Source organism: Halogranum gelatinilyticum, assembly GCF_900103715.1.
In the GTDB taxonomy this organism is placed as follows: Archaea; Halobacteriota; Halobacteria; order Halobacteriales; family Haloferacaceae; genus Halogranum; species Halogranum gelatinilyticum.
Genome location: NZ_FNHL01000002.1, coordinates 45,113 through 71,061 on the forward strand (window position 1 = coordinate 45,113; position 25,949 = coordinate 71,061).

Genomic DNA, 25,949 nt, shown 5'->3' on the forward strand with positions numbered 1-25,949 from the left:
GGATAACTCCTCCTGCCGAGTCCCGAAGCCTTTCGTGTCGACCACCTGAACGCTCCCCCGATGACCCCGAGACAGAAACAGCGCCTCAGCGGCATCGGTATCCTCGTCGTGAGCGCGCTCGGACTGCTGTACTTCGGGCTGACAGCCGGTTCCGTCCTCGTCCTCGCGTTGCTCGCCGCGCTGGCGACCGTCGGCGGCGGGCTGGTCGCGGACAGTCCGCGGCTCTACCAGGTCGGTCTCGTCGCTGCGGCGGTGTGCTCGCTCGCCCTCGCCGCCAGGCAGTATCTGACGTACGGCGTGACGCTCTTGGCCGTCGAACTGACTCTCCTCTCGGTCGTCGGTGTCGTCCAGACCTACCGGTCCTACCGGGCGACCGCCTGACCGCTCGCCGTCGCCGACCCGTCTCGTTTTTACGGGGAGAGGCCCTTTTCGCGAGCATGGATCTCTCGGAAATCGAGCAGCTCATCGAAGCCGGTATCGAGGACAGCGAGGCGACGGTCTCCCAGCCGCGCAGCCCCGACCAGAACCACGAGGACGCCCACTTCGCGGCGGTCGTCGTCTCCCCCGCCTTCGCGGACAAGAGCCTCGTCCAGCAACATCAGATGGTCTACGACGCGCTCGGCGACCACATGACGACGGACATCCACGCGATGGAGATCAAGACCTACACGCCCGAGGAGTACGAGCAGCACGCCTCGTCCGAGTAGGTTTTTTCAGGCCCCGCCACGTCGCTCGAACCCATGGACGACGCTCTCGCCGACTCCCGGTTCGCCGACCCCGTGTGGCTCCGCGAACACCGGGAGGCGGTCATCGACTTCTACTATCCGACCTGCATGGACGACGAGCGCGGCGGCTACGTCGCGCAGTTGACCGAGGAGACCGGGGAAGTCTACGACGGGGATGCAAAGCATCTCGTCGCCACCTGCCGGTTCGTGGTCAACTTCTGTCGGCTCGCTCGCGACGGCGGTCCCGACTGGGCACTCCCGGCGGCCGAACACGGCGTCGACTTCCTCCTGAACGCCCACCGCGCCGACGACGGCGGCTACCACTGGCTCCTCGACGGGACGGAGCCGGTCGACAGCCACCGGTCGGCCTATGGCCACGCCTTCGCCCTGCTCGCGCTCGCGGAGGCGACGAGCGTCGGCATCGACGGTGCCCGCGAGGCACTCGACGAAACCTACGAGGTCGTCGACGAGCACTTCTGGGAAGCGAGTCAGGGACTCTGCCGGAGCGACCTCGACGCCGACTGGGAACCCCAAGAGTCCTACCGCGGCCAGAACGCCAATATGCACGCCTGCGAGGCCCACCTCGCGGCGTACGACGCCACGGGCGACGAGCGGTATCTCGACCGCGCGACGCGCATCGCCCGGCGGCTCACCGTCGACCTCGCGGGCGAAACGGGCGGTCGCATCTGGGAGCACTACACGACCGACTGGACGCACGACTTCGACTACAACCGCGACGACAAACGCCACCAGTTCCGGCCGTGGGGCTACCAGCCGGGCCACCACGCCGAGTGGGCGAAGCTCCTGACCGAACTCTCGCACCATACCGACGCTACGTGGCCGCTCGAACGCGCCGAGGACCTCTTCGCTCATACTGTCGGCGACGGCTGGGACGACGAGCACGGCGGGCTGGTCTACACGCACAACCCCGACGGTGAGACCATCGTCGCCGACAAGTACGGCTGGCCGGTCGCCGAGGCTATCGGCGCGGCCGCCCGCCTCGCCGACGCGACGGGCGAGGAGTGGTACGTCGAGTGGTACGACCGCCTCTGGACCTACGCCGTCGAGAACCTCGTCGCGCCCGGTGGGAACTGGTACGCGAAGCTGACGCCCGACAACGAGCCGGTCGACACCGACGACGGTCCGGCCGTCGAACCGGGCTACCATCCGGTCGGGGCGGTGGAGGCGTCGCTGGCGGTGTTCGACGAATAAAAAAAGCGAGCCGTTCAGCCGGGCTACAGTCGCGGCTCGGACGACTCCATCTCGGCGAGCGAGCGGTTTCTGAGTGCCATGCCCGTCTCGCTGTCGAAGATGTGGATGGCGTCTTCGGAGAAGCGTGCGACGACGGGCTGTCCCGGCTCGACCGAGCGCATCCCGCCGACCGTGGCGACGAACGAGTGTTCTTCCTCCGGCGAGAAGGAGAGATAGACGTTGTTCTCGTTGCCCATCGGCTCGACCACGTCGACGACCGTCTCGAAGTCGTGGCTGTCGGTCGCCTCGCTCACGACCTCGATGTCTTCGGGACGGATGCCGAGCGTGACGTGGCTCGCGTCGCCGACGGCCTCACGGGTCTCGTCGGAGAGCGGGTAGGCGAAGTCGTCGCCGACGATTCTGTCTCCCTGCACCTCCATCTCGAAGAAGTTCATCGACGGCTCGCCGATGAAGCCCGCGACGAAGCGGTTCGCGGGTTTGTGGTAGACCTCAAGCGGCGTGCCGACCTGCTGGAGTTGGCCGCCGTCGAGGATGGCGATACGGTCGCCCATCGTCATCGCCTCCGTCTGGTCGTGGGTGACGTAGACGGTGGTCGTGTCGAGGTCCTCCTGGATGCGCTGGAGTTCCGTCCGCATCTGTGCGCGGAGCTTCGCGTCCAGGTTCGAGAGCGGCTCGTCCATCAGGAACACCTCGGGTTCGCGGACGATGGCGCGGCCGAGTGCGACACGCTGCTGTTGCCCACCCGACAGCTCGCCGGGCTTGCGTTCGAGCAGCTCGTCGATGTCGAGCATCGCTGCGGCCTCGTCGACCTGGCCCCGGATGGCGTCCTTCGAGAGGTCCGTCGACTCTTCGAGACCGAAGCTCATGTTCTGGCGGACGCTCATATGTGGGTAGAGCGCGTAGGACTGGAACACCATCGCGATGTCCCGTTCCTTCGGGCGTTTGCCCGACAGGGAGGTCGTCCCGAGGCGGATGTCGCCTTCGGAGATGCTCTCCAGCCCGGCGATCATCCGGAGCGTCGTCGACTTCCCACAGCCGGAGGGACCGACGAGGACGAGAAACTCCCCGTCTTCGATGTCTACGGAGACGCCGTCGACTGCGACGACGTCGTCGAAGCGTTTCGTGACCGAATCGAGTGTGAGTTCTGCCATTAGGTTTCACCTGCGACGCCTTTCGCGAACTGTTCACCGAACAGGACGTAGATGACGAGCGTCGGGAGCGCCGCGACGAACGCGCCCGCCATCTGGACGTTGTACTGCTGAACCATCGACCCCTTCAGCGTGTTGAGGGCGATGGTGACCGGTGCGTTGGCCGGGTCGCTCACGAGTACCAGCGCGAACAACAGGTCGTTCCAGATATTCGTGAACTGGTAGATGAGTGCGACCGCGAACATGGGTTTCGACAGCGGCAGGACGATCTTCCGGTAGATGCGTGCCGGCGTCGCCCCGTCGAGCCGTGCGGCCTCCAGCATCTCCGTGTCCAAGGAGAGGTAGTAGCCCCGGAAGAGCACGGTACAGATGGGGATGCCGTACGCGGTGTGTGTCACCGCGAGTTCGACGAGACCCGCGCGCTCGGCGACGAACGGGATGAACGACAGCAGACTGGCGACGTCGACCATCGCCCAGAAGCGCGTCAGCGGCACCAGAACGGACTGGTACGGGATGAACACGCCGGCGACGAACAGAGAGAGGACACCGACCTGGTACTTCCAGTTCAGGTTGGTCATGCCGTAGGCCGCCATCGAGCCGAACAGTGCCGACAGAACCGTCGCCGGCACCGCGAAGAGGAGGCTGTTGAACAGCCCCGGCGCGAGCCGGTCGAAGGCGTTGCCCCACGGCTCGAAGGTGAAGCCGCCAGCCGGTGGCGGCGCGAACGGCGTCGTACTGAAGAACGCGTCCTGCGTCTTCAGTGCGGTCATCAGGCCCGTTTCGAGCGGGGAGAGGTAGAACGCCACCATCACGAGGAGGACGGCGTAGACGCTCACCCGGCCGAGGTCGAGTTGTTTTGGATCGAAAGACGTACTCATAGTTCACCTCGCTGGTACTGCCGGTAGAGGTAGGGTGCGATGACGCCGAGTGCCATCGCGAAGAGGACGGTCGCGATACCCGAGCCGTACGACCAGTTGGTCGACATGAACGCCTCGCGGAACATCATGACCGAGAGGATGTCCACCGACGGGCCGGGGTTCGGACCGAACATCACGAACAGGAAGTCGAAGGCCTTGAGCGCGAACACCATCAGGACGACGGCGGCGCTCGTGGTCGACGACCGCAGCTGCGGGATGATGACGCGCCAGTACATCCGAACCGTCGACGCGCCGTCGACCTTGGCGGCCTCGTACTGGTCGTCCGGGATGGCCTGTAGACCGGCCAGATAGACGACCATCGCGTAGCCGGAGAACTGCCACATCAACGCGAATATCACGGCTCCTAACTTGAACTGCGGGTCTGAGAGCCACGTCTGTGTGAACGCGCCCAATCCCACGGCCCGAAGCGTCTCGTTGACGAGGCCGATGGTCGGGTTGTACATCCACGACCAGAAGATGGCCGTGACGACGAATGAGAGGCTCATCGGCAGCAGGTAGATGACGCGGAACGTGTTGTCGAAGCGGACGCCCTGGTCGATGAGAATCGCCAGGAGGAGGCCCAACACGAGCGTCACGACCGTGAACGCGACGAGCAGTGCGACCGTGTTACGGGTGGCGACGAAGAAGTTCGACGTCGGGTCGGCGAGTTCGCCCGCCATCCGGACGTACACCGAGAGGTCGAAGTTCGAATACTCGGGCTGGCCGAGTCCCTCCCAGTCGGTCAGGGAGATGACGCCGTTCCACACGACCGCGCCGTAGACGAACAGCACGACGAGGAACGCAGGCGGTCCCCAGAAGGGCAGCGACTGGACGAACTCGCTGTCGAGGACCGAGCCGCTGTCGCTGTCGCTCTCGGCCGCCATCGCCGACTCGGCGACGCCGCCGTCGGTTCGGACCGCGTCACCGTCGTCGGTTCGAACGTCCGCACTGCCGGTCACGCGCTCACTTCCACCGTCGCCGTCGCCGACGCTGGCACGGATGCGACTGCACGCACGAAAGAAAGGTCGGAACATGGGGCCGCGTTAGACGTCGAAGGCGGCGACGAGTTCGTCGTAGGTCCGGTCGACGTCGCCGGACTCGAGGAAGCTCGCGAACGCGCCTTCGATGTTGCTCTTGACCTCGGGTCGCACCGCCGTTCCGTGGGCGATGGTCGCCGGCTGTTCGTTGGAGTTCGAGAAGTCCTCGCTCTGGGTCTGCAGGAACGGACCGAACTCGTCCATCGAGACGTCGGTCCGCGGCGGGATGGAACCCTTCCGCGTGTTGAACCGGACCTGCGCGTCCTTCGTCCCGCAGTAGGTCAGGAACTTCTCGGTCAGGTCGGGCGAGGGGTTGTTCGTCGGGTAGACGAACGAGTCGATGACGAGCGAGTAGACGCCCGACGTGCCGGGGAACGAGGTGTTGCCCCAGTCGGTGTCGTACTCGAAGTCCGAGGCTGCGTTGTACTGGCCAGCAGCCCAGTCACCCTGGTGGATGAACGCGGCCTCGCCGTTGACGACCATCGAGTTCCCTTGGTCCCACGAGATGGAACCGGAGTCCTCGGGGTAGTGCTCGCTGTACTGGTTGAGCCGTTCGAGCGCGGCCTTGACCTCGTCTTCGAGGCTCTCGACGTCGCCGTTCGTGAACGTCTCGAAGGCACCGACGCCCTGCTCGCCGATGAAGATGGTCTCCCAGAGCTGGACCGTCGACCACGGCGACTGGGTCTGGTGGGCCATCGGGACGGCGTTCGTCTCCTGGGCGATGGTGTCGAGTGCGTCCGCCAGCTGGTTCGGGTCGTTGATGCTCTCGGGGTCGACGCCCGCGCTCTCGACGACCGACTTGTTGTAGAAGAGGTTGTTCAGTCGGTGGATGTTGATGGGCACGGAGACGTAGTTCTCCGTTCCGGCTCGCGCCACCGACTTGACGCCGTCGAGGTAGGCGTCCTTCATGTTGTTCTGTCCCCAGACGCTGTCGCTGATGTCGGTCAGCAGGTCGGCGTCGGTGTACGGATACAGTGCCTTACCGGGCCAGATCTGGAAGGTCGACGGCGGATTCTCGTTGAGGACGCGGTTCTTGATGACCGTGTCCAGCGCGCTGCCCGCGCCGCCGGGTGCGGGGTTGTTCTCGACTTCGGCGTCCGGATACTCCTCCTGGAAGCCTTCGAGGAGTGCCTGCAGTGCCTCCTGCTCGCCACCGGCGGTCCACCAGTGGACGATTTCGAAGGTGTTGCTACCGCTGCCGCCGTCGCCACTGCCGCCGTCTGTGTCGCCGTCGCCGCCGTCACCGTCCGTGGCTCCGCCGTCGCCACCGTCGCCACCATCTCCGCCGCCTGTACATCCTGCGAGTCCTGTCATACCGGCCATCCCCGCCACGCCAGTCGCCTTCACGACCGAGCGACGAGAAAGCCTGTCAGTGTCTTCGTCTGTCATTGTTATTCAACCGTGTGTCCCGTTCTCACTAAACTGACAGCCACACTTAAGCATTGCTGAAATTAACACGATTCCGAGTAGCACATTTTGCTCCGGTGTTGAGAGAATAAGTCTTTTAACGCCTTAGACGCCCATTTACGGGCGTATAGGCGTGTTACGTGATGTTTTCTCACACGTTTCTGCCGGGCCGCCTCTCGGCGTCGTTCGGGCGGTCAGCCGGTCGGCCAGTGGTGCCACTACGCGCCGGTACCGATGGCTTTTACGCGGCTTGTTCCGTGGTGTCGCGCATGAGCGAGGACTTCAGAACCGAACGTGATAGCCTCGGAGAGATGCAGGTACCCTCGGACGCCTACTGGGGTGCCCAGACCCAACGCGCGGTCGAGAACTTCCCCATCTCCGGTATCACCTTCGGCCGACGCTTCGTCCGCGCGCTCGGCGTCGTCAAGAAGGCGGCTGCGCAGGCGAACCGCGACCTCGGACTCGTCGACGACGACAAGGCCGAGGCCATCATCGAGGCCGCCGACGAGGTCATCGCCGGCGAGCACGACGACCAGTTCCCGGTCGACGTCTTCCAGACCGGCTCCGGAACGTCCTCGAACATGAACGCCAACGAGGTCATCGCCAACCGCGCCGCCGAGATCATGGGCGCGGAGATCGGCGACCGCGTCGTCCACCCGAACGACCACGTCAACTACGGCCAGTCGTCGAACGACGTCATCCCGACGGCGATGCACGTCTCGGCACTCGAAGCCGTCGAGAAGGACCTCTTCCCCGCGCTCGACACGCTCCGCGAGGCACTCGAAGCCAAAGAGGAGGAGTTCGACGACGTCGTCAAGACTGGCCGGACACACTTGCAGGACGCCACGCCCGTCACGCTGGGCCAGGAGTTCGGCGGCTACAAGACGCAGGTCGAGAAGGGGCTGGCCCGCCTCGACTACGTCCGTGACCATCTCGGCGAACTGGCCCTCGGCGGCACCGCCGTCGGCACCGGTCTCAACACCCACCCCGAGTTCCCGGCCAAGGCGGCCGAATACATCTCCGAGGAGACCGGCGTCGCCTTCCGCGAGGCCGACAACCACTTCGAGGCACAGGCCGCCCACGACGCCATGAGCGAGGCCCACGGCGCGCTTCGCACGGTCGCCGGCAGCCTGAACAAGATCGCCAACGACCTTCGACTCCTGGCCTCCGGCCCGCGCAACGGTCTCGGCGAGATCGAACAGCCGGAGAACCAGCCCGGCTCCTCGATCATGCCCGGCAAGATCAACCCCGTCGTCGCCGAGGCAGTCAATCAGGTCCACAAGCAGGTCGTCGGCAACGACGCCGCCATCTCTGCCGGTGCTGCGGAGGGCCAGATCGACCTGAACCTCTACAAGCCGGTGCTCGCGCACAACTTCCTCGAATCGGCACAGTTGCTCTCGAACTCCGCCGACGTGTTCGCCGAGCGGTTCGTCGCGAAGCTCGAAGCCAACGAGGAGCACTGCGCCGACCAGGTCGAGCGCAGCATGGCACTGGCGACGGCACTCAACCCCGCCATCGGCTACGACAAGGCCTCGAAGGTCGCAAAGAAGGCACTCGCCGACAACAAGACGGTGAAGGAGGTCGTCGTCGACGAGGGCTATCTGAGCGAGGAGGAGGCCGAGGACGTGCTCGACCCCGAGAAGATGACGCACCGGGGCATTCTGGGACAGGACGACTGAGCGACACCTGAAGGCACGCGTTTTATCGCGTGCCACTCAGCAGCCGCGGAGGTGAGGACGACTAAGCGACGCCACACTGGCGCGCGTCTCGTCGCGCGCCTCGTGCAGTCGCGGTGGTGAGGACGACTAAGCGACACGCGTCCTTGCGCGTCTCGTCGAGCAAGACGCGCCAGTCGCAATGGTGAGTGTGACCAAGCGACACCCCACCACCGCGCGCGACAGCTAATTTCTCTCTCCGCCGTCCGTCCGAACCGGCGGGATGTGCAGTATGCTAGCACGTCTTGAAACATCGTAATCGGGAGGCGGCGTAGACCTTCGGTTTTGTCCGCTAGAGCGGCAACAAGCGACATTTTGAAGGCACGCGAAGTAGTTCTTTCAGGTATGCCTGGGGTGAACCTCCATCGGGAGACAAAAGGTCGGGAACTGCTCGTATGCCGAAAGTGTGGAACACGCTTCCCAGAAGGGAAGGCGACACAGGACGGCTGGTACTATCGCTGTCCCGAAGACGGCTGTGACGCGGAGGGAATCGGCGAGGGGCTGCGCCGACTCCGCGCCGACGAAGCCTAAGCACAACCGGCCTTCGGCCGCGAACGACGCCCACCACGTGGGGGAGACGCCGGTGGGTTCACTTCTCCGTTTTCCGACCCCGTAGTCCCCACCAGTTCACCCCGCTTCGCTCCCTGACTCCCGACGTGCAGACTGAACCATTTTTACTCCCCCCGCGCACAACCAGAGACAATGACCGAGTACGATTACGAGGAGCTCGGACTCGTCGCGGGGCTGGAGATTCACCAGCAGCTCGACACCGCGACGAAGCTCTACTGCCAGTGTCCGACCGACCGACGTGAGCCCGAGGAGGCCACGCGGGCGTTCACCCGCTATCTCCATCCGACGAAGAGCGAACTCGGCGAGATCGACGACGCCGCGCTCGAAGAGAGCCGCGTCGACCGCGAGTTCGAGTATCTCGCCTTCGACTCTACCTGTCTCGTCGAGGAGGACGACGAACCGCCGCACCACATCGACGACGAGGCACTCGACGTGACGATGCAGATCGCCGCGATGCTCGATATGTCCGTCGTCGACCAGGCGCACGTGATGCGCAAGCTCGTCGTCGACGGCTCGAACACGTCGGGCTTCCAGCGCACGACGCTCGTCGGCCAGGACGGCCAACTCCAGACGAGCGACGGCCCGGTCGGCGTCGAGGACCTGCTGCTCGAAGAGGAGTCGGCGGGCCGCGTCGAGGAGACCGACGACGGCGTCCGCTACAGCCTCGACCGACTCGGCATTCCGCTCGTCGAGATCGGCACCAGCCCGGACATCTCCTCGCCCGAGCAGGCCCGCGAGGCCGCCGAGCGGATCGGGATGCTCCTGCGCTCGACCGGAAAGGTCAAGCGCGGTCTCGGCACCATCCGCCAGGACGTCAACGTCTCTATCGCCGACGGCGCGCGCGTCGAGATGAAGGGTGTTCAGTCGCTCGACGACATCGAGGACCTCGTCCGGCTCGAAGTCCAGCGACAGGTCGAACTCCTCGAAATCCGCGACGAACTGCAGGCCCGCGACGCCCACGTCGGCGAGACGCAGGACGTCACCGCGACCTTCGAGGGCACCGAGAGCGGCGTCATCAAGGGCGCGCTCGACGGCGGGAAGGTCACGGCCGTCCCCCTCTACGGCTTCGACGGACTCGTCGGCCACGAACTCCAGCCTGACCGCCGCCTCGGCACGGAGTTCTCCGACCACGCCAAACGCCACGGCGCGGGCGGCATCTTCCACACCGACGAACTGCCAGCCTACGGCGTCACGGCCGAAGAAGTCGACGCGCTGAAGGAAGCGGTCGGCGCGGGCGACGACGACGCGGTCGCCATCGTCGCGGCCGACACCGAGACGGCAGAGCTGGCCATCGAGGCGGTCAAAGAGCGCGCCGAGACGGCCATCGAGGGCGTCCCGGAGGAGACCCGCGGTGCCAACGACGACGCGACGACGCGCTACCTCCGACCGCTGCCCGGCGCGGCGCGGATGTATCCCGAGACGGACGTGCCGCCCGTCGAACCCGACCCCTCGGAGGTCGAGATTCCGGAACTCCTCACCGAGCGCGTCGAGCGGTATCAAGAGGAGTTCGGTCTCGGTGCCGGTCTGGCGGAGCAGGTCGCCTTCGGCCGTCGGATGCCGCTGTTCGAGACGGCCGTCGCCGAGGGTATCGACGCGACGCTCGCCGCCGGAACCCTGGAGTCGACGACGACGGAACTCCGCCGGGACGACGTGGCCGTCGAGAACCTCACCGACGACCATCTGCTCGGCGTGCTGCGACTCGTCGATGACGGCGACCTCGCAAAGGAGGGCGTCGTCGACGTGCTGACCGTCCTCGCGGAGAACCCCGGCCTGACAGCCGAGGAAGCCGTCGAGGAGGCCGGTCTCTCCGGCGTCGACGAGGCCGAGGTCCGCGCTGCGGTCCAGGAGGTCGTCGACCGCAACGAGGAACAGGTCGAAGAACAGGGCATGGGCGCGTTCTCGGCACTCATGGGCGAGGCGATGGGCGCGCTCCGCGGGAAGGCCGACGGCGAGATCGTCAGTTCGACCCTCCGCGAAGAGATCCAGAAGCGCGCCTGAGTAGCGGCGAGGAATTTTCTTCACCCCTGCGCCCGACTGCCCAGCCATGGCAATCTTCTACGAGGACCTGGCGGTCGGAGAGGTCGAGGAGTTCGGCGCGTACGACGTCACCGAAGCGGAGTTACTGGCGTTCGCCGAACAGTACGACCCCCAGTGGTTCCACGTCGACAAGGAGCGCGCCGAGGCGGAGTCGATGTACGGCGGTCTCATCACGAGCGGCTGGCACACTGCGTCGATGACGATGCGGATGCTCGTCGACCACCACTTCTCGGAGGCCGTCTCGCTCGGTGCGAAGGGCATACACGAAATCCGTTGGCGTGTGCCGGTCCGCGCTGGCGACACGCTCTCCGTCCGCACCGAGATTCTGGAGAAAGAAGTCGAGACACCGAGTCGCGGTGTGGTCGTCACCAAGGCGGAGACGCTGAATCAGGCCGACGAGGTCGTGATGCGACAGGTCTCGGAAGTGATGTACGCCCGGCGCGACGGGGAGTGACCGGGAGCAAAGAAGGGGCGGGATACGACGGAGAACCAGACTGGACCGGACTGGACCGGACCGCGTCAGTGGTTCCAGCGGTCCTCTCGGTCCAGTTCGTCCAGCAGTTCGCCGCGCTCTTCCAGCTGCTCGTTCGCCCGGCGGAACAGTCCGAGCAGGGTGTTGATCTCGCGGTCGGTCGGATGCGCGCGGCCGACGAGCCGACGCATCATCAGCCTCGTCCGGTCGCGCTGGTGCTCGGGGAAATGTGAGTTCTCGAGGAACTGCTCGAAGAAGTCGTAGAACCGTTCGATGTCTTGCTCCGGTGCGCGAGCGTGCTCGACGTCTGGCAGCTGCGTCTCCTCGACGGTCAGGTCACGGAGTTCGTAGAGGGTGACTGTCGCGGCCTGTCCGAGATTGAGAATCGGATACCGGCCGTCGGCGGGAATCGAGGCTACCTCGTCCAGTCGGCGGAGTTCGTCGTTGTTCAGGCCCTTCCCCTCGCGGCCGAAGACGAGTGCCGTCTGCGTGTCGACGCGCTTCAGGTCCTCTTTCAGTTCGACGGGCGTCTTGAACGGGAAGCGGTCGTGGCTGTAGCTCGACTCGTTGGTGATGCCGGTAAAGCCCACCGTGTGGTAGTTCTCGACGACCTCGTCGAACGTGACCGTCTCGGCGTTGGGGAGGACGTCCTCGCGGGCGTGGCCGGCGAAGCCGTAGGCCTCGCCGTCGGGGTCGAACTCCGGGGGGTCGACCAGCTTGAGGTCGTACAGCCCGAAGTTCTTCATCGCCCGAGCGATGGTGCCGACGTTGCCGGGCGTCTCGGGTTCGACAACGACGACGACGGGCTTGTGCTGTCGTGGCCCGTGTCCGTTTTCGTTCTCCGGTTGCTCCTCGTCGCTCATTTCGTCGGATACTCGGTGTCGAGGTCGAGGTCGTCCGTGTCCACCGCTTGGGACTCCTGTCGCATCGCCTCACGTTCCTCTTTCGGGATGATCTCGATGCGCCGCCCCTCGAAGTTCTCGTTCAGCCGCTGGTGGAGTTCGTTCGCGTCCGGCGGCGTCGGGAGCTCGTCGGGGTCGGTCTCGACGTACTCCATGCCGACGTAGTCCTCCGGCGCGCGGCCGCCGTCGGCGAACCACAGATGGAACTCGTCGCGGAACTCCTCTTCACCGGCGAGTTCGTCGCCGCCCTCCTCGCGGAACCAGTAGAGGAAGTGGGGTTCGTGGCGGTCACAGAGGAGCAGTTCGTCGCCCGGTTCGCCGTAGACGATGGTCGCCTGGTTACACCGTTTCTTGTCGGCTTCGCCGTGAACCAGATAGCAGGCGTCACACGGCTCCTCGACGAGATACGAGAGCCGGATCAGTCGCTTCCGCTGATCCTCGGGGATGTCGTCGAGCGGTTTGAACTCGCCCGCCTCGTCGAAGATGTCGGCCTCATCGAACCGCCAGCCGCGGAGCCCGACGCTGACTTTTGCCATACTGCGAGGCTAGCGGGTCGGCGGATAAAAAGAGCGTGTCTTCACTGTCTGTCCGGCCGGGACTGTCGACACCGGCCACACGCGGGGTTCGCCGCCCGATCTCCTCGCCAAACGTTCCGTTTATCGTGGTCTCAAACCGTCTAACCGCCGCCGACGCTGTCGGACGTCTCGTTACCCGGCGTAAAACTATTCGGCGAATCGTCGTCGGTCAGACCGGGATTTCCATGCAGAGTCGCTCAGCCGAGGGGACGCGAGACGGACAGTCGAGCGGTGACCGACAGACGGAGGTCGCCGTCGGCCGACGGACCGCACTGAAACTGACCGGCGTACTCGGTGCCACTGTCGTCGGTGGGCTCGGGACCGGGACCGGGGTGGCGAGTGCTCAGTCCGCGGCGTGGACTGTGGTCGTCGTCCCGGACACACAGAAGTACGCCCGACGTTCGTCGTTAGTCTCCTACGCGCAGGACCAGACCGACTGGATCGCGGCCAACCTCGCGACGGAGAACATCGTCTTCGTGACGCACGAGGGCGACTGGGTCGACGACGGAAGCAACCGCACCGAGTGGGAGCGGATGGATACGGTCTGGAACGCCATCGAGGGCGACGTCCCCTACGCCGCCGCCATCGGCGACCACGACTACGCCGTCGAGGAGGACCGAAGCTCGTCGACCGCGAACTACCGCGAGTTCTTCGGCGAGGCCCGCTACGGGGGCTACAGCTGGTTCGGCGGGTCGGCACCGAACGACCTCAGCCACTACCAGTACTTCTCGGCCGGGGGGTACGACTTCCTCCACATCGACCTGGAGTGGGAGGCTCCGGGCGACCCGACCGACGCGACGTCGGCCGTCGGTTGGGCGCAGGGCGTCCTCGATGCCCACCCCGACACTCCGACCATCATCACGACACACTCCTATCTGTGGGACGAGCCCGGCGAAGAGGGTCGGACCACGTTCGTCCAGGAGAACAGCAACGACGGCAACTCCGGCGAGCAGCTCTTTCGGAAGCTCGTCGAGCCCAACCCACAGGTGTTCATGACCTTCAACGGTAACTTCCACGAGGCCGGGGGCAGCGACAACGGCGAGTGGACACAGGTCTCGCAGAACGCTGCGGGCCGTGACGTGTACGAACTGCTGGCGTGTTACCAGGACTATCCCAACGGCGGCGACGGCTGGCTACGACTCGTCCGCTTCGTCCCCGGCGGCGGCACCGACGGGCTCGACCGTATCGCGGTCCAGACGTACTCTCCCTCGCTCGACGCGTTTCAGACCGACGGCCGCAGCGAGTTCTCGTTCGACCTCGACTTCACCGAACGGTTCGGCGCGTCGGACGGCGGGACCGAGACGGTGACGTTCGAGACCGGCCTCGACGGCTACGACGGGACCGTCGACACCTACCTGCAGGAGGCACAGCCCGACGCGGACAACGCGACTGCACCGACACTGAACGTCGACACGAACGACCCGCAGGGGACGGGGCAGGCCGTCCAGGCACTTCTCCGGTTCGATGGCGTCGTCGGGACCGATGGTGGGATCCCCCTCGGGGCGACGGTGACCTCGGCCACTCTCACGCTGCAGACGACGGGCGACGGCGACGGCGCAGGGCTCTACCCCATGCTCGTCGGCTGGAGCGACCACGACAGTTGGGACTCGCTCGGCGGCGGGGTACAGGTCGACGGGGCTCAGGCGGCCGCCACGCCCGACGTGACCACGGGTTCGGTGGCACTCGGTACGACGACGGTCGACGTCACGGCCAGTGTCGAGCGGTGGGTCGGCGGCGACCCGAACTACGGCTGGCTGTTCCGCGCCACGGGCAGCGACGGCTGGGACTTCTCGTCGGCGGAGGGGACGACGCCACCGAGACTGCGCGTCACGTTCGAGTCCGGGTCGGGCGACCCGACGCTCCTGACGGTCCCGCAGGCGGTGGCGCGGGCGAACCCCGACGACGACGATTCGGTCATCGATCAAATCGAGCTACAGTTGGCCATCAACTGGTGGGCGACGGAGACGGCAGTCCCGAACACCGGCGGACAGACGCTCACCACGGCCGAACTGCAACAGCTCACCAATATGTGGGCGACCGGGGCGACGGTCGCGTAGCACTGCCTTCTCAGACGGCCGCTTCCGGTCGGCATTTGTATACTCCGTCCTCAGAGTAGCGCATGCGAAACGTGGACGCCGCCGGTCTCGGCATCGGCGACGACTATCCCCCGCGAATCATGGGCGTACTGAACGTCTCGAAAGAGTCGCCGTACAAGCCGAGCGTCTTCAACGACCCCGGCGAGGCGGCCGAGTACGTCGACCGCGAACTCATCGACGAGGGGGCCGACATCGTCGACGTCGGTCTCGAATCCGCCAACAAGAAGTTCGAGGTCCTCTCCGCGGAGGACGAACTCGACCGACTCGAAACCGCAATCGAGGTCGTCGAGAGCGTCTCCGGCGACGCGGTCTTCTCCATCGAGACGCGCTACCACGAGGTCGCGGAGGCCGCCCTCGACGCCAACTTCGACATGGTCAACGACATCTGTGGCTTCGCCGACCCGAAGATGCCGGAGGTCTGTGACGCTCGCGACGCCGCCGTCGCCAAGATGGCTTCCCCACCGGACCTCGAACGGCCCGGCGCGGTCGAGGAGGTCGACGACATCTACGAGGCACTCTCGCTCAACGGGCTGACGGACAAGACCATCGTCGACCCGGCCTTCGGCGGCTGGAGCGAGGCCAAGACGCTGGAACACGACCGCGAGACCTTCCACCGGCTGCGGGAGTTCCGCGGCTACGGCCAGCCCATCCTCGTCTCCATCAACCGCAAGAACTTCCTCCGCTCCGTCGCCGACCGCGACACCGAGGGCGCGCTGCCCGTCAGCCTCGCGGCGACGTCGATGGCGGTCGAACGCGGTGCCCACGTCGTCCGCACCCACGACGTCGCCGAGACGCGCGACGCGGCACTCATCGGCACGGAGTTCGCCCGCCGTCGCGTTCGTGAAGCAGGCGACGTCGACGTCGAAGAACTGGACGTGACGACTGTCCGCGAGGCCCAGCGACACGTCGACCGCATCGGCGGCGACACGGATGCTGCTCGACAGGCCGTCGTCCACGTCTTCGAACTCACCGGTCTCGGTCCCGAGGAGCGCGGCGCGCTCCGGGCCGCCGCGACCGAGACGGGATTGGCACTCGTCGAGGGCGACGACGGGACGAACGTCCTGCTGGTCGGGACGCCCGTCGCCTTCGAGAACGCAGCCGCCGCAGCCGGTGGCGTCTCCGGCGCGCTGGACGCCGCGCTGGAACGCCTCGCCGGCGTCGTACAATAAGTCAACGGCCGATACGTCGAAGAGAAAACTTATGGCACCACAGAAGGAACCGGACACGTGGACGCCGGAAGGGCACACGGGTAGGGGTACTTGGTGCCATTCCGGCCCATACAGTTACAATCGCCAGCGACAGCTATGAACTTCACAGAATGGGAACCCGTCTACGAGGCCATCCTCGCCGACTTCGGTTTCGGCCGCGAGGCCGACGAGAACGCCCGTGACGTGCTCTCTCCGTTCGCGACGCCCTTCGATCTGACCCGCTTCGATTCTTTCTCCGATGCGACCGTCGCCGTCGCCGGTGCCGGTCCCTCGCTCGATGCTGACCTCGACCGCGCGGCCGCCGCCGACGTCGTCGTCGCCGCCTCGACCGCCGCCGACGTGCTTCGCGATGCCGACATCGCTGTCGACCTGATGGTCACGGATTTGGACAAGAACCCCGAGACGGCGGTCGAGCTGACCCACGAGGGCGTCCCGGTCGCGGCCCACGCCCACGGCGACAACGTCCCCGCCGTCCGCGAGTGGCTCCCGCGGTTCGATGCCGACCACGTGCTCGCGACGACGCAGGCAGCTCCCGTCGACGCCGTCGTCAACTACGGCGGCTTCACCGACGGCGACCGGGCTGCGTTCCTCGCCGACGAGTTCGGCGCGGGCGAACTAGTCTTCGTCGGCTGGGACTTCGACGACCCGCAGGTCGACGAAATGAAAGCACAGAAACTGCGCTGGGCGGAGCGGCTGCTCCGGTGGCTGGAAGTCAGACGAGAAGAGCAGTTCGACGTGCTGGACGGGCGACGCGACGGGATTCCGCCGCTGCCCTGAGTCCCCTATTTTCGGCTCACGCTGTCGACGACGAGTCAGTCGTCGGCTCGGACGTCGAGGTCTGAGTCGGTTCCGGGGTTGGTTCCGGCGTCGGCTCCGGCGTTGGCTCTGGAGTTGGCTCCGGTGTTGGCTCCGGTGTTGGTTCCGCGGTGGTCGTCGGCTCTGATGTCGTTGTCGCAGTCGGCTCCGCAGTCGTCTCACTGTCAGCGGTCGTTGTCGGTTCTGAGGCCGTTGTTGTCGGTTCCGCTGTCGTGATTGGCTCCGATGTCGTTGTCTCGTCTGCCGCCTCCGGAGTCGTCTCATCGTCAGTCGCCGTGGTAATCTCGTCGACCGGCTCCGATGTCGTCGTCTCACCGTCAGCCGTGGTGGTCTCGTCGGACGGCTCCGTGGTTGTTGTTTCATCGCCAGCGGTCGAGGTCGGCTCGGTAGTTGTTGTCCCGTCGGTCGACTCCGTAGTCGCCTTCTCACCGTCAGTCGACGTGGTGGTCTCGTCGGTCGGCTCCGATATCGTCGTCTCACCGTCAGTCGACGTGGTGGTCTCGTCGGAGGAGTCGGGTAACTTCGTCCCGTCGGTAGGCTCGTCACCGCTCGTCGACTCGTTGCCGTCGGTCAGGGTTTCGTTTCCGGTCGCGCTGGTCGCGAACGTGGTGTTGTTCCCGGCGAAGCCCGCGGCCGCGATGGGAATCACTTCGGGCTGGTAGGCCGCTTCGTCCCACTGGTCGGCACCGAAACTCCCGGCGACGCTCTCGTCGTCGAAGATGACGGCGAGCGTGCCCGAGGTTCCCACGACGACCGAGAGGGTGAGGACGGCCACGACGGCCATCGCGAGATACTGGTGGTAGTTACCGCCGAGCATCAGTGCTCACCTCCCTCGTCGACGCCGCCGTCGGTCGCGGCCGCGGCCGGTTCGGACTCCGACGAGCGGAAGCCGAACAGCCGCACGCCGAGACCGAGCAGGAGTGCCGTCACCGTTGCGACGGCGACACCGAGCGTCAACGTTCCGCGGTAGGTGTAGGCGACGTAAGCCGCGTAGCCTGCAAACAGCGCGAACGAGAGCAGCGCGAGGTTCAGGTCGTTTGCCGTCAACACGAACCCCTCGGGTTCGTCCGTCTCGGCCGTCTCGGCCGACCCGGCTGCATTCGTCGTCTCGGCTGCGGTCGGGACCGCTGCCGCCGACGCGGCGGCCGTCTCGCCCTCGTCGCCGCGACCGCTGCGGACGAACGCCGCGATCTCCGTGAGGATAAGCAGTGCGAACGGGGTGACGACGAGCAGCAGGAAGCCGTTCGTCGAGTTACCGAACTCGATGACGTGACCGATGTACGGGAACGTCACGAGCACGCGGCCGACGAGTTGGTTCGGGTAGACGAGCGAGGTGTCGGGGTCCTCGTTGGCGTCACCCTTCGTCACGTAGGCCGGGCCGTTCTCGGTCTGGACCACCTCGATGACGCGGTGGGTCACGGGTGGGTTGTTCGCCGCGCGCTCGAACGTGACGACGTCGCCGACGGCGATGGTGGCCGGGTCGACGCTGTCGACGATGACCACGTCACCCGGCGCGATGGCGGGCGTCATGCTCCCGGTGAGGACGACGTAGCTCTGGTCCGCGCCAGCGAGGTCCGGCACCGCGTAGACGGCGAACGGGACCACGAGCGCGATGAGGAGCGCGATACCGACGACGTTGAGCACGGTTCGGCCGAGCGAGCGCTTCGGAGCGGCTGGCTCCGTCGCCGTCGCCGTCGCTCCAGCGGCTGCTGGCGACCGCGCCGTCTCCTGGCTGTCGTCGTCGGTGTCCGCCGATTCACCGAAGACGTCCGCAGAGGGGACGACGGCGGCACGCTCGCCACCGTCGGTCGCCGGGGTAGGAGCCGAGGCCGTTGTCGACTCGCGTCGGCTGTCCACGGACTGTTGGGGTTCGGCCGCGTCGCTCGTTCGAGTCGTACGTGCCTGTCGGCGCGCTTTGGCCGCCCGGCGGAGTGCGAGTCGGTTCGAGAGCTTCCCGCGGAGCGTCACCTTCGCGTGGGGCGCGCCGCTCCGGCGAGCCTCGCGGGCGTTCCGGCGGGCCTTCGCGGCACGACGGAGAGCCAACCGGTTCGCGAGCTTACCCCGCGTGCTGTTCGTCTGCTTCGATGGAGGTAGTGTCATTGTTGGCCCCTGTTGTCGTTCTGGCCGTTCGTACTGCCGCCGCCGTTCGGTCCGACTCGTCCGGCCGCGTTACATTCGATGGCACCGAACTGGAAGCTGAACTCGACGCTGTCGGTCTGTAGCTCGTTGCCGCCGTCGGGAATCGACCACGCGATGCCGATACAGCGGCTCACACCCGCCGGGAGGCAGGCTTCCCCGCCGTCACCGAGGCTGAGCCGCAGGCCGTGGTCGGGGTCGACCTCGGTGTCCGCGTAGTCGCCCGCGGGAACCAGTGAGGCGAGCGAGCCGGTGAACACGAGCGGTTCGGCGATGCCGAGGACGTCGGTTCGCGTCCCGTCACACCGGCCGACTCCGCCGACACCGCTGTCGTGAAACACCTCGACCGCGACGGCGTCGGCGAGTTCGCCGCCGTTACCGTCGCTGTTCGCGTCGGTCGTCGTGTCGCCTGCGGCGACCTCGGGTTCGGTGAGACCGTTCTCGAGCGACGACGTGAGCGTCGGCTTCAGCCACACGGCGAGGTCGCGCTGGACCGCGGAGAGACCGACGACGATGGCTCCGGTGTCGCCGGGCTGTACGTCGGGGAGGGTCACGACCGGTCCGGCGAAGCTCGTGTACGACTCGAGGTCGTCGGGGTTCCACTCCTCCGGTGTCGTCGTCGTCGAGTCGCCGAGGTTGCTCTCTTGGAACTCGCCGTTGTAGGTCTCGAACCACGCGACGCGGAGGGCGGTACCTCCCGGTGTCGCGGCGTACGTGTAGCGTGTGTACGGTGGCTCTCTGGCGAGGACTCGCCGTCCGAGCCCGGCCCCCAGTGTGAGGGCCCCCACACCGGCGAGAAGTTGCCGACGCGAGGGAGCAGGAGTGGATGTCATGGCTTTAGTGAAGGTAAACGGTCCCGCTATCCACGGGACCCGAAACTAACCGGTGCTTAGCCGGTTGTCACGGGAGAGGTAAGGGGACAAACGGGCATAGGTATGCGCGGGATACGGGAATCGCTCTGAACCGTTGCGCACCGAGAACGGGCGGTATGGTGTGCTTACCCCCCATTTTAGCGTCGAATCACTCACCTCAGACTGACCGTGATTTCCACGGCCGCCTGCCGGTACGCTTGGCTTGCCGAACCCCTCTCTCTCGCGTCTCTCTGGCCCACCAGCGACGCCCTGATTTGTGTGTGTGTATGTGTGAGTGGGTCACTCACACTCTGTCGACGTCTGCCCGGACGCGACGCCGACGCAGCCGCGAGATGTGAGAGGTCAGGGCCGGCGGTGCCAACATGGACCGTCGCGTCGGAGATGAGGCCGAGAGAACTGGAATGGAACGCGGGCCGTCACGACGTGGCGACTGTGTTGAGACGGCCCGACCGCCTGCGCCGAACTGCCGAGGTCGTCGAACGAGACCGCCGCGACGACGCTGGCTTCGTGGCGGACCGACCGCCACGACGACCTGCCTTCGCGACGAACCGTCCGTCACGACGTGGCGACCACACTGTCGAGGGACTAGGATCGGAGCGGGGACACCGAGCAGTCGCTCGGTTGAACAGAGGGAGAAAAAGAGAGACCCACCGACGGAGTCGAACCGTCGTCTCACGACCGGCGTGGGTGCGTGGCATATCGTCCGGACCGTCACATGGCGTCGGGGTTGTGCCGACACTGGACGGCCTGGAAGCCGAGGGTGAAGTGGACGCCGTCGGTCTGGATGACGTTGGCTCCGAGCGGGACCTGGTGTCCGTCGTCGAGGACGGGCTGGCCGCTGCCGTCGCGCTCGACGAGGCCCGCCGCGATGAGTTCGTCGGCCAGCGTCAGTTCGCCGTCACCGTCGAGGTCGGCCGTCGCGGCGTCCGAGGGGAGGTCGCTGAAGCCGAGGTTCTGCGTGTCGTCGTCCATGCAGGGTAGATACCAGCGGAACGCCCAGCACTTGGTGCCCCGGACGCAGACGCCCGTCTCCTGCGTGCCGCCGCCACCGTTGCCGCCGGTGTCGTCGCCAACGTCGTAGCAGAAGCGGACGTTGCTGATACCCTTGAGCGTCGCCGTCGCCGGGTCGTCCGGGACGGTCAAACCGGTCGCGCTCGTCGCCTCCTCGTAGTAGTAGGCGCGGACGCCGCCGTCGTAGACGCCGTTGCCGTCGTTGTCCTGTGGGCGGCCGTCCTTCAGGAGGACGGCTTCGATGCCGAGGGCCGGGTCGCTCGAGTCGTCCGAGGCGATGGTCCAGTCGAGCTTCGTCGCTTGCGCGCCGTCGCGCTGGGTGACGGTCACGGTGAGCGTGTAGTCGACGCCGTTCGCCGACACCGGAAACTCGTATACGTCGTTGCCGCCGCGGAGGTCCTGTTCCTCCTCGATCTTCAGCAGCTCGACGAGGTTCGCATCGAGGTCGGTGCAGTCGATGTTGGTGTTGACGGCGAAGTCCTCGAACGTGCCTGCCGGGAGGGTCGCGTCGTCCGAGTCGGCATTGCCATGCTGGCTCCCGCCGCCGACAGCCCCGTCGATGCCGTCGAAAGGAATCGGGTAGTCGTCGCCGACGAGGTCGAAGAACCCTGCGAGCGAGCCCTGATAGAAGGGCGTCTCGTCGCCGTTCAGGAGGTTGTCGCAGTCGTCAGCCCAGGCTTCGACCCAGAGATAGTTCTGGAGTTCCCCGGCCATGCCGGTCGGGCTGCCGTTGTCGTCGGTCTCGTCGCCGGAGCCGTCCTCGGGGTCGATGAGACCGTTCTCGGGCGTGCCGAGCACGTCGGCTCGCATCGAGACGACGACGGGGTTGCCACAGAGGTGGAGACTGAACGTCGTCTCGCCTTCGTCGTAGGGTTTGATGTCCATCAGGTCGACGAAGACCTCGGTGTCGCCGTCGACGAGCCTCTCACCGATGTAGTCCTCGCCGTCCTCGTCGCAGGCGTTGGCCGCGAGCGTCGCGTCCTTCCACGCGGCGTGGGAGGGTGACTCGCCGTCGGTGACGGTGAAGCCGGTGTCGGTCACGGCTTCCGTCTCGTCGAGTGCCGGGACGGAGCCGATGTGGAGGCTCATCGGGTCGCCAGCCACCGGATAGACCGATCTGGACTGGTTCGCCCGGAAGAACTCGCTGCCGCGAGCGTCGACTTCATCGGCCATGAGCCACGGCGTGTAGGTCGTCCGGTAGTCGACTTTGAGGTCGACGCGGCCCGCCTGCAGCCAGCCGTTCAGTGACTCGGCGTCGCCGAAGAAGGCGGTCGTGCCGAGACCAGCACCCGCAGAGGCGACACCGATGGTGCCGAGGCCTGCGAGGATCTTGCGTCGGGTGACGCGGAACTGTGGTTGTGTCATGGTTGGATACTGCGGCGATGCGCGGGGACCGAGCAGCTCGCCTCTCTGTCTCCCATCGTCCGGTCGAAACTGGACTGGGATGCCCACCGACGGAGTCGAACCGTCGTCTGTGCCACGTGGGTGTGAGGAGTACTGGACGCCTTCGAGTCGTGTCCGGTACGACAGGGCTTGCGTCTCTTCGGGGTCGTCGTGTCGCTTCGTTACACCGGCTGGGATGGCTGGGACGCCTGCGCGAAGGGGTTGAAGTTGTCGGCGTTGTGGCGGCACTGGACCGCGGCGTACGTGATGCCGAACGCCGTCACGTCGGTCTGGACGATGTTGGCGTCGTCGAAGCCGCCGTGGGGCAGTCCCTTCGCGTCGAGTTCGCCGGCGAGCGTGCCGCCGACCGTCGAGGGAAGCTCGGCGAAGCCCATCGCGTCGTTCTGGTAGTCGAAACACGGCAGATACCAGTCGACGGCGACGCACATCACCGAGTCGGCGTCGTAACAGTTGCCGCCCGTCTCCTCCGCGCCGGGGCGGGGAATCGCCAGCCCCGAGGCGGCCGCGGTGAGGAAGGCGTCGAGCGACCCCTCGAAGATCGTGACGTCGTCGCCGTCCTGCTCGCCGTTGCAGTTGAGGTCGGCGTACGCGCGGACCCAGAGATAGTCGTCGAGGTCGCCGTCCGGGGTTCCGTCGCTGCCGTCGTAGCTCCCGTCGACAGCGTCTTCGGGTTCAACGATAGGGTTCGGGTCGTCGACGACGCCGTCGGCGTCCTCGGTCTCGACCGCCTGGAGCCAGAGATACGCGGGGTTGCCGCAGAGGTGGAGACTCATCGAGATGCGGCCGCTGTCCTTCGGCTTGACGTCGTCGAGTGCGAACATCGTCGTCTCGTCGCCGTCGACGAGGTCGAACTGCTCGTTCGCACAGGGAAGCAGGCGGAGCGTCGCGCCCCACTGGTCGTCGCTCGCCGGGCGGCCATCGAGTCGGAAGTCCGGCATCTGGGCGATGACGTAGGCGTCGTCGATGTTGTCGCCGTCGAGGTCGGAGTCCGGCAGCAGGTCGCGTTGCCGGGTCGCGAAGTCGCCGCGGCTGTGCGGGACGTAGGTCGCACGGTAGTCGAGGAGGAGGTCGACGCGACCGGCTTCGAGGCTGGCGTCGACGGCTTCGGTGTCGTTGAAGAAGGCGGTCGTTCCGAGCCCGGCACCGGCCGAGGCGATACCGATGGTACCGAGGCCTGCGAGGACGGAGCGTCGGGAGATACCTACGCGTTGGTTTGTCATGGTTGTGATGTCTCTCCCCTGCGTGGGGAACGACCCACCGACGGAGTCGAACCGTCGAGATCACCGGAGTGGGTCAGCTGGTCAGCGTGCGATTCGGGGTATCAGCCCTGTACGGAGCTTAGTTGCTGTTGACCGGCGCGGTCGGCAGCGGCGCGTACGGGTTGATGTTGTCGGCGTTGTGGCGGCACTGGACCGCTGCGAACTCGATACCGAAGCTCGTCATGTCGGTCTGGACGATGTTGATGTCCTCGAACGCACCGTGCGGGAGGTTCTTCGCGTCCAGTTCGTCGGCCAGCGTGTCGCCGTTGAAGCCCGAGCCCAGTTCGGCGAAGCCCATGCCGTCGTCCTGGTAGTCGAAGCACGGCAGGTACCAGCGGAGTGCGACGCAGGACATCCCGGCGGGGAAGCAGACTGCCTCGTTCGCGTTGGCGAGCAGGCCGTCGTTTTCGGGTGCCGAGGTGAGCGCCACGCCGTTCGCGAACTGCTCTTTGAACGCGGCGAGCGAGCCCTGGAAGAAGCACAGTTCGCCCAGGATCTCCTGGCCGATGGTCGCGAAGGCGTTCTCCAGGCCGGAGGTGTTGAGTTCCTCGTAGAACTGCCCTTCGCCGCTGGCCTCACCCGGCGTCACGCCGGAGATGGCCATCATGAGCGTCGAGTTCGCACCCGAGCCGAAGGCGACACCGTAGATGGAGGTGCCCGCGGTCTTCGCGTCGTCGGCAGCACCGATTGCGTCACCGGTGGTCTGGTTCCCGTTCGTGAGGACGACCATGACCTTCACCGTGTTCGAGCCGGTCGCGAGTTCGGCCTGGGCCGTGTCGATACCGGCCTCGATGTTGGTGCTCCCGTTGGCGACGAGGCTGTCGATCGCGGTGTCGACGTCCGTCTTCGTGGTGGTCAGCCCCTGGTTGAGCGACGCGCTCCCTGCGTAGCTGGCGACACCGACGCTGACGTTGCCAGCGTTCATGCCGGGCTCGAGGATGGAGACGAGCGTCTTCGCCGAGGACTTTGCAGCGGCGAGCTTCGTGCCACCGCCCTGTGCCGCGTTGTCCATCGAGCCGGAACGGTCGAGGACGATCATGACGTCGGTCGTGTCGGTCGAGCCGCCGTCCTTGCGGTTGTCACAGTCGGCGTCGTACCACGCCTGGACCCAGGTGTAGTCGTCGAGTTCGCCAGCGTTGACGTCGGCTCCAGCGTCGGAGGCCTTGGTCTCGATGTCGCCTTCGGGTTCGACGACACCGTTGTCGTCGTCGGTTCCTGCGTCGACCTTCATCCAGACGTAGCCTGGGTTGTCACACAGGTGGATACTCAGCGAGATCTCACCCTCGTCCTTGGGCTTGACGTCGTCGAGTTCGAACATCGTCACTTCGTCGCCGTTGACGAGCTGGTTGAAGTTCGCGTCGTCACATTGGATGCCCTGGATCGTGGCGGCCCACTCGTCTTCGCTCACCGGGCGGTCGTCGTTGCTCGGGTCGCGGAGGTCGGGGCGCTGGTCGAGCACGTAGACGTCGTCGACGTTGTCGCCGTCTCTGTCGGTGTCGGGGATCAGGTCGATCTGTCTGTCGGCGAAGTCAGCGCGGGTGCCCGGCACGTAGGTCGCACGGTAGTCGATAGCCAGGTCGAGGCGGCCTGCCTCCAAGCTGGCGTTGACGGCTTCAGTGTCGCTGAAGAAGGCGGTTGTGCCGAGTCCGGCACCCGCGGAGGCGATACCGATGGTCCCGAGGCCTGCGAGCACTTTGCGCCGTGAGATGCTGAATTGTGTGTTGTTGGTCATGGTTCGAGAGTTGTTGTTGATGTTCTCCTCGGGATCAGGCACCTGTGCGAGGACCGTGCCGCCGGACTCGGCCACCGACCGAGTCGAGTACCCCGATGGGGACAGCAACCTCTCTGTCTGATAACACCTTAGGTACGCACCGATGGCCACTCGGCTAACCCCATCGTAGCACTCTCTAAGCACCGATTTTGGCGTTTCATAGACAGAACGGTCGGTCGGCATTCTCCCATTGCTGTCATTCGGTTGAATATATTTGCTCGGAAATCTAAGCGACGCAGATGGCACTCATCAGCCGCAACACAGGCAAAAACGACCGATGAACGGAAACGCTCGCCGGACAACACGGTGGCTCACTCGCGTTGCAACGTGACAAAATTCAGCCAGGACAGCCACGGACAGCACTCGGAGACCATACTGTCGAACGGGTGACTGGTATGGGGTACGTTGTGCACTCACGGCCGCGTTTTGACCGTGAACAGTGGCTGCACTCCGGGCCGTTGTGCAGTCTCCCGACAGCGATGTTTATCTCTCTCCGCGCCCTCTAGGTATGGTTCCTGTGAGCGGTCGCTGCCGACGCTCTGTTGTCGCTGCTCTCGTTGCGCTCTTTGCGCTCTCTGCGCTCTCTGCGCTCCCCACAGCCCCGTCCCGAGCGGTGGGTAGGAACATGAGAACAAAAACGAAAACGAAGCGCGACGGCC

22 protein-coding genes are annotated in these 25,949 nt (G+C 65.9%); 10 read left to right on the top strand and 12 right to left on the bottom strand.

Translation table 11 applies throughout. From position 1 onward, the window contains the following. Positions 1-60 precede the first annotated feature (60 nt). The 3 genes from BLR57_RS06720 to BLR57_RS06730 are packed head-to-tail and all read left to right on the top strand — an operon-like array spanning position 61 to position 1,937. Positions 61-381 carry a hypothetical protein gene (locus BLR57_RS06720; RefSeq protein ID WP_089695728.1) on the top strand — a complete coding sequence of 107 codons (321 nt, stop codon included), beginning with the start codon at positions 61-63 and terminating at the stop codon, positions 379-381. 56 nt (positions 382-437) lie between these two features. Next, positions 438-707 (top strand): BolA family protein, encoded by a 270-nt coding sequence (locus BLR57_RS06725; protein WP_089695730.1) that lies wholly within the window; start codon positions 438-440, stop codon positions 705-707. 33 nt (positions 708-740) lie between these two features. Continuing rightward, the gene (locus BLR57_RS06730) at positions 741-1,937 is read left to right on the top strand and encodes an AGE family epimerase/isomerase (protein ID WP_089695731.1); all 1,197 of its coding nucleotides are present in this window, start codon (positions 741-743) and stop codon (positions 1,935-1,937) included. A 23-nt stretch (positions 1,938-1,960) separates the two neighbouring features. Here BLR57_RS06730 and BLR57_RS06735 read toward each other — a convergent pair whose 3' ends face one another. Genes BLR57_RS06735 through BLR57_RS06750 form a run of 4 tightly spaced genes read right to left on the bottom strand, consistent with a single transcriptional unit; the run spans position 1,961 to position 6,428 of the window. Continuing rightward, positions 1,961-3,088, bottom strand: a complete 1,128-nt coding sequence (locus BLR57_RS06735; protein ID WP_089695733.1) for an ABC transporter ATP-binding protein — start codon at positions 3,086-3,088, stop codon at positions 1,961-1,963. Further along, positions 3,088-3,963 carry a carbohydrate ABC transporter permease gene (locus BLR57_RS06740; protein WP_089695736.1) on the bottom strand — a complete coding sequence of 292 codons (876 nt, stop codon included), beginning with the start codon at positions 3,961-3,963 and terminating at the stop codon, positions 3,088-3,090. Before BLR57_RS06740 ends, BLR57_RS06735 begins: the two co-directional genes overlap by 1 nt. Beyond that, positions 3,960-5,036 (bottom strand): carbohydrate ABC transporter permease, encoded by a 1,077-nt coding sequence (locus tag BLR57_RS06745; protein ID WP_211603177.1) that lies wholly within the window; start codon positions 5,034-5,036, stop codon positions 3,960-3,962. The genes BLR57_RS06740 and BLR57_RS06745 overlap by 4 nt, the downstream gene beginning before the upstream one ends. Before the next feature lie 9 nt (positions 5,037-5,045). Next, the gene (locus BLR57_RS06750; protein ID WP_089695738.1) at positions 5,046-6,428 is read right to left on the bottom strand and encodes an ABC transporter substrate-binding protein; all 1,383 of its coding nucleotides are present in this window, start codon (positions 6,426-6,428) and stop codon (positions 5,046-5,048) included. 287 nt (positions 6,429-6,715) lie between these two features. Here BLR57_RS06750 and BLR57_RS06755 point away from each other — a divergent pair, with 287 nt between their 5' ends. The 4 genes from BLR57_RS06755 (at position 6,716) to BLR57_RS06770 (ending at position 11,222) form a co-directional block, all read left to right on the top strand. Next, positions 6,716-8,125: a class II fumarate hydratase gene (locus tag BLR57_RS06755; protein ID WP_089695741.1), complete on the top strand. Its 1,410-nt coding sequence runs from the start codon at positions 6,716-6,718 to the stop codon at positions 8,123-8,125. A 381-nt stretch (positions 8,126-8,506) separates the two neighbouring features. Next, entirely contained in the window at positions 8,507-8,692 is a 186-nt protein-coding gene (locus BLR57_RS06760; RefSeq protein ID WP_089695743.1) for an HVO_2901 family zinc finger protein, read from the top strand. 171 nt (positions 8,693-8,863) lie between these two features. Beyond that, the gene (gene gatE, locus BLR57_RS06765; protein ID WP_089695746.1) at positions 8,864-10,729 is read left to right on the top strand and encodes a Glu-tRNA(Gln) amidotransferase subunit GatE; all 1,866 of its coding nucleotides are present in this window, start codon (positions 8,864-8,866) and stop codon (positions 10,727-10,729) included. A 46-nt stretch (positions 10,730-10,775) separates the two neighbouring features. Then, entirely contained in the window at positions 10,776-11,222 is a 447-nt protein-coding gene (locus BLR57_RS06770) for a MaoC family dehydratase (RefSeq protein ID WP_089695748.1), read from the top strand. Positions 11,223-11,287: 65 nt separating this feature from the next. Here the strand turns inward: BLR57_RS06770 and BLR57_RS06775 are convergent, their stop codons facing one another. Then, entirely contained in the window at positions 11,288-12,103 is an 816-nt protein-coding gene (locus BLR57_RS06775) for an RNA methyltransferase (RefSeq protein ID WP_089695751.1), read from the bottom strand. Beyond that, positions 12,100-12,678 carry a DUF8114 family protein gene (locus tag BLR57_RS06780; RefSeq protein WP_089695753.1) on the bottom strand — a complete coding sequence of 193 codons (579 nt, stop codon included), beginning with the start codon at positions 12,676-12,678 and terminating at the stop codon, positions 12,100-12,102. The genes BLR57_RS06775 and BLR57_RS06780 overlap by 4 nt, the downstream gene beginning before the upstream one ends. Before the next feature lie 224 nt (positions 12,679-12,902). On the opposite strand from BLR57_RS06780, the gene BLR57_RS06785 reads away from it, so the two are divergent. The 3 genes from BLR57_RS06785 (at position 12,903) to BLR57_RS06795 (ending at position 16,798) form a co-directional block, all read left to right on the top strand. Next, positions 12,903-14,774, top strand: a complete 1,872-nt coding sequence (locus tag BLR57_RS06785; RefSeq protein WP_089695755.1) for a DNRLRE domain-containing protein — start codon at positions 12,903-12,905, stop codon at positions 14,772-14,774. A 62-nt stretch (positions 14,775-14,836) separates the two neighbouring features. Continuing rightward, positions 14,837-15,982, top strand: coding sequence for a dihydropteroate synthase (locus BLR57_RS06790; RefSeq protein ID WP_089695757.1), 1,146 nt, complete (start codon positions 14,837-14,839; stop codon positions 15,980-15,982). A gap of 135 nt (positions 15,983-16,117) precedes the next feature. Continuing rightward, positions 16,118-16,798, top strand: a complete 681-nt coding sequence (locus tag BLR57_RS06795; protein ID WP_089695761.1) for a 6-hydroxymethylpterin diphosphokinase MptE-like protein — start codon at positions 16,118-16,120, stop codon at positions 16,796-16,798. Between the two features lie 16 nt (positions 16,799-16,814). Here BLR57_RS06795 and BLR57_RS18865 read toward each other — a convergent pair whose 3' ends face one another. From BLR57_RS18865 to BLR57_RS06825, 6 genes are all read right to left on the bottom strand, one after another. Next, positions 16,815-17,654 (bottom strand): hypothetical protein, encoded by an 840-nt coding sequence (locus BLR57_RS18865; RefSeq protein ID WP_139173285.1) that lies wholly within the window; start codon positions 17,652-17,654, stop codon positions 16,815-16,817. Further along, the gene (locus BLR57_RS06805) at positions 17,654-18,937 is read right to left on the bottom strand and encodes a signal peptidase I (protein WP_089695763.1); all 1,284 of its coding nucleotides are present in this window, start codon (positions 18,935-18,937) and stop codon (positions 17,654-17,656) included. Before BLR57_RS06805 ends, BLR57_RS18865 begins: the two co-directional genes overlap by 1 nt. Continuing rightward, a complete protein-coding gene (locus BLR57_RS06810; RefSeq protein ID WP_170830583.1) occupies positions 18,934-19,806 on the bottom strand; it encodes a hypothetical protein in 873 nt (290 codons plus the stop codon). The genes BLR57_RS06805 and BLR57_RS06810 overlap by 4 nt, the downstream gene beginning before the upstream one ends. 750 nt (positions 19,807-20,556) lie before the next feature. Continuing rightward, positions 20,557-22,221, bottom strand: a complete 1,665-nt coding sequence (locus tag BLR57_RS06815; RefSeq protein WP_089695768.1) for a hypothetical protein — start codon at positions 22,219-22,221, stop codon at positions 20,557-20,559. Positions 22,222-22,421: 200 nt separating this feature from the next. Then, on the bottom strand, positions 22,422-23,480 hold the full coding sequence (locus BLR57_RS19600) for a SipW-dependent-type signal peptide-containing protein (protein ID WP_089695770.1): 1,059 nt from the start codon (positions 23,478-23,480) through the stop codon (positions 22,422-22,424). A gap of 118 nt (positions 23,481-23,598) precedes the next feature. Further along, positions 23,599-25,326, bottom strand: coding sequence for a vWA domain-containing protein (locus BLR57_RS06825; protein WP_089695772.1), 1,728 nt, complete (start codon positions 25,324-25,326; stop codon positions 23,599-23,601). Positions 25,327-25,949 lie beyond the last annotated feature (623 nt).

Excerpts from the sequence above, each read along its gene's own strand:
- BLR57_RS06720 (WP_089695728.1), top strand. The coding sequence starts at position 61 with ATGACCCCGAGACAGAAACAGCGCCTCAGCGGCATCGGTATCCTCGTC.
- BLR57_RS06725 (WP_089695730.1), top strand. The coding sequence starts at position 438 with ATGGATCTCTCGGAAATCGAGCAGCTCATCGAAGCCGGTATCGAGGAC.
- BLR57_RS06730 (WP_089695731.1), top strand. The coding sequence starts at position 741 with ATGGACGACGCTCTCGCCGACTCCCGGTTCGCCGACCCCGTGTGGCTC.
- BLR57_RS06735 (WP_089695733.1), bottom strand. The coding sequence starts at position 3,088 with ATGGCAGAACTCACACTCGATTCGGTCACGAAACGCTTCGACGACGTC.
- BLR57_RS06740 (WP_089695736.1), bottom strand. The coding sequence starts at position 3,963 with ATGAGTACGTCTTTCGATCCAAAACAACTCGACCTCGGCCGGGTGAGC.
- BLR57_RS06745 (WP_211603177.1), bottom strand. The coding sequence starts at position 5,036 with ATGTTCCGACCTTTCTTTCGTGCGTGCAGTCGCATCCGTGCCAGCGTC.
- BLR57_RS06750 (WP_089695738.1), bottom strand. The coding sequence starts at position 6,428 with ATGACAGACGAAGACACTGACAGGCTTTCTCGTCGCTCGGTCGTGAAG.
- BLR57_RS06755 (WP_089695741.1), top strand. The coding sequence starts at position 6,716 with ATGAGCGAGGACTTCAGAACCGAACGTGATAGCCTCGGAGAGATGCAG.
- BLR57_RS06760 (WP_089695743.1), top strand. The coding sequence starts at position 8,507 with ATGCCTGGGGTGAACCTCCATCGGGAGACAAAAGGTCGGGAACTGCTC.
- gatE (WP_089695746.1), top strand. The coding sequence starts at position 8,864 with ATGACCGAGTACGATTACGAGGAGCTCGGACTCGTCGCGGGGCTGGAG.
- BLR57_RS06770 (WP_089695748.1), top strand. The coding sequence starts at position 10,776 with ATGGCAATCTTCTACGAGGACCTGGCGGTCGGAGAGGTCGAGGAGTTC.
- BLR57_RS06775 (WP_089695751.1), bottom strand. The coding sequence starts at position 12,103 with ATGAGCGACGAGGAGCAACCGGAGAACGAAAACGGACACGGGCCACGA.
- BLR57_RS06780 (WP_089695753.1), bottom strand. The coding sequence starts at position 12,678 with ATGGCAAAAGTCAGCGTCGGGCTCCGCGGCTGGCGGTTCGATGAGGCC.
- BLR57_RS06785 (WP_089695755.1), top strand. The coding sequence starts at position 12,903 with ATGCAGAGTCGCTCAGCCGAGGGGACGCGAGACGGACAGTCGAGCGGT.
- BLR57_RS06790 (WP_089695757.1), top strand. The coding sequence starts at position 14,837 with ATGCGAAACGTGGACGCCGCCGGTCTCGGCATCGGCGACGACTATCCC.
- BLR57_RS06795 (WP_089695761.1), top strand. The coding sequence starts at position 16,118 with ATGAACTTCACAGAATGGGAACCCGTCTACGAGGCCATCCTCGCCGAC.
- BLR57_RS18865 (WP_139173285.1), bottom strand. The coding sequence starts at position 17,654 with ATGCTCGGCGGTAACTACCACCAGTATCTCGCGATGGCCGTCGTGGCC.
- BLR57_RS06805 (WP_089695763.1), bottom strand. The coding sequence starts at position 18,937 with ATGACACTACCTCCATCGAAGCAGACGAACAGCACGCGGGGTAAGCTC.
- BLR57_RS06810 (WP_170830583.1), bottom strand. The coding sequence starts at position 19,806 with ATGACATCCACTCCTGCTCCCTCGCGTCGGCAACTTCTCGCCGGTGTG.
- BLR57_RS06815 (WP_089695768.1), bottom strand. The coding sequence starts at position 22,221 with ATGACACAACCACAGTTCCGCGTCACCCGACGCAAGATCCTCGCAGGC.
- BLR57_RS19600 (WP_089695770.1), bottom strand. The coding sequence starts at position 23,480 with ATGACAAACCAACGCGTAGGTATCTCCCGACGCTCCGTCCTCGCAGGC.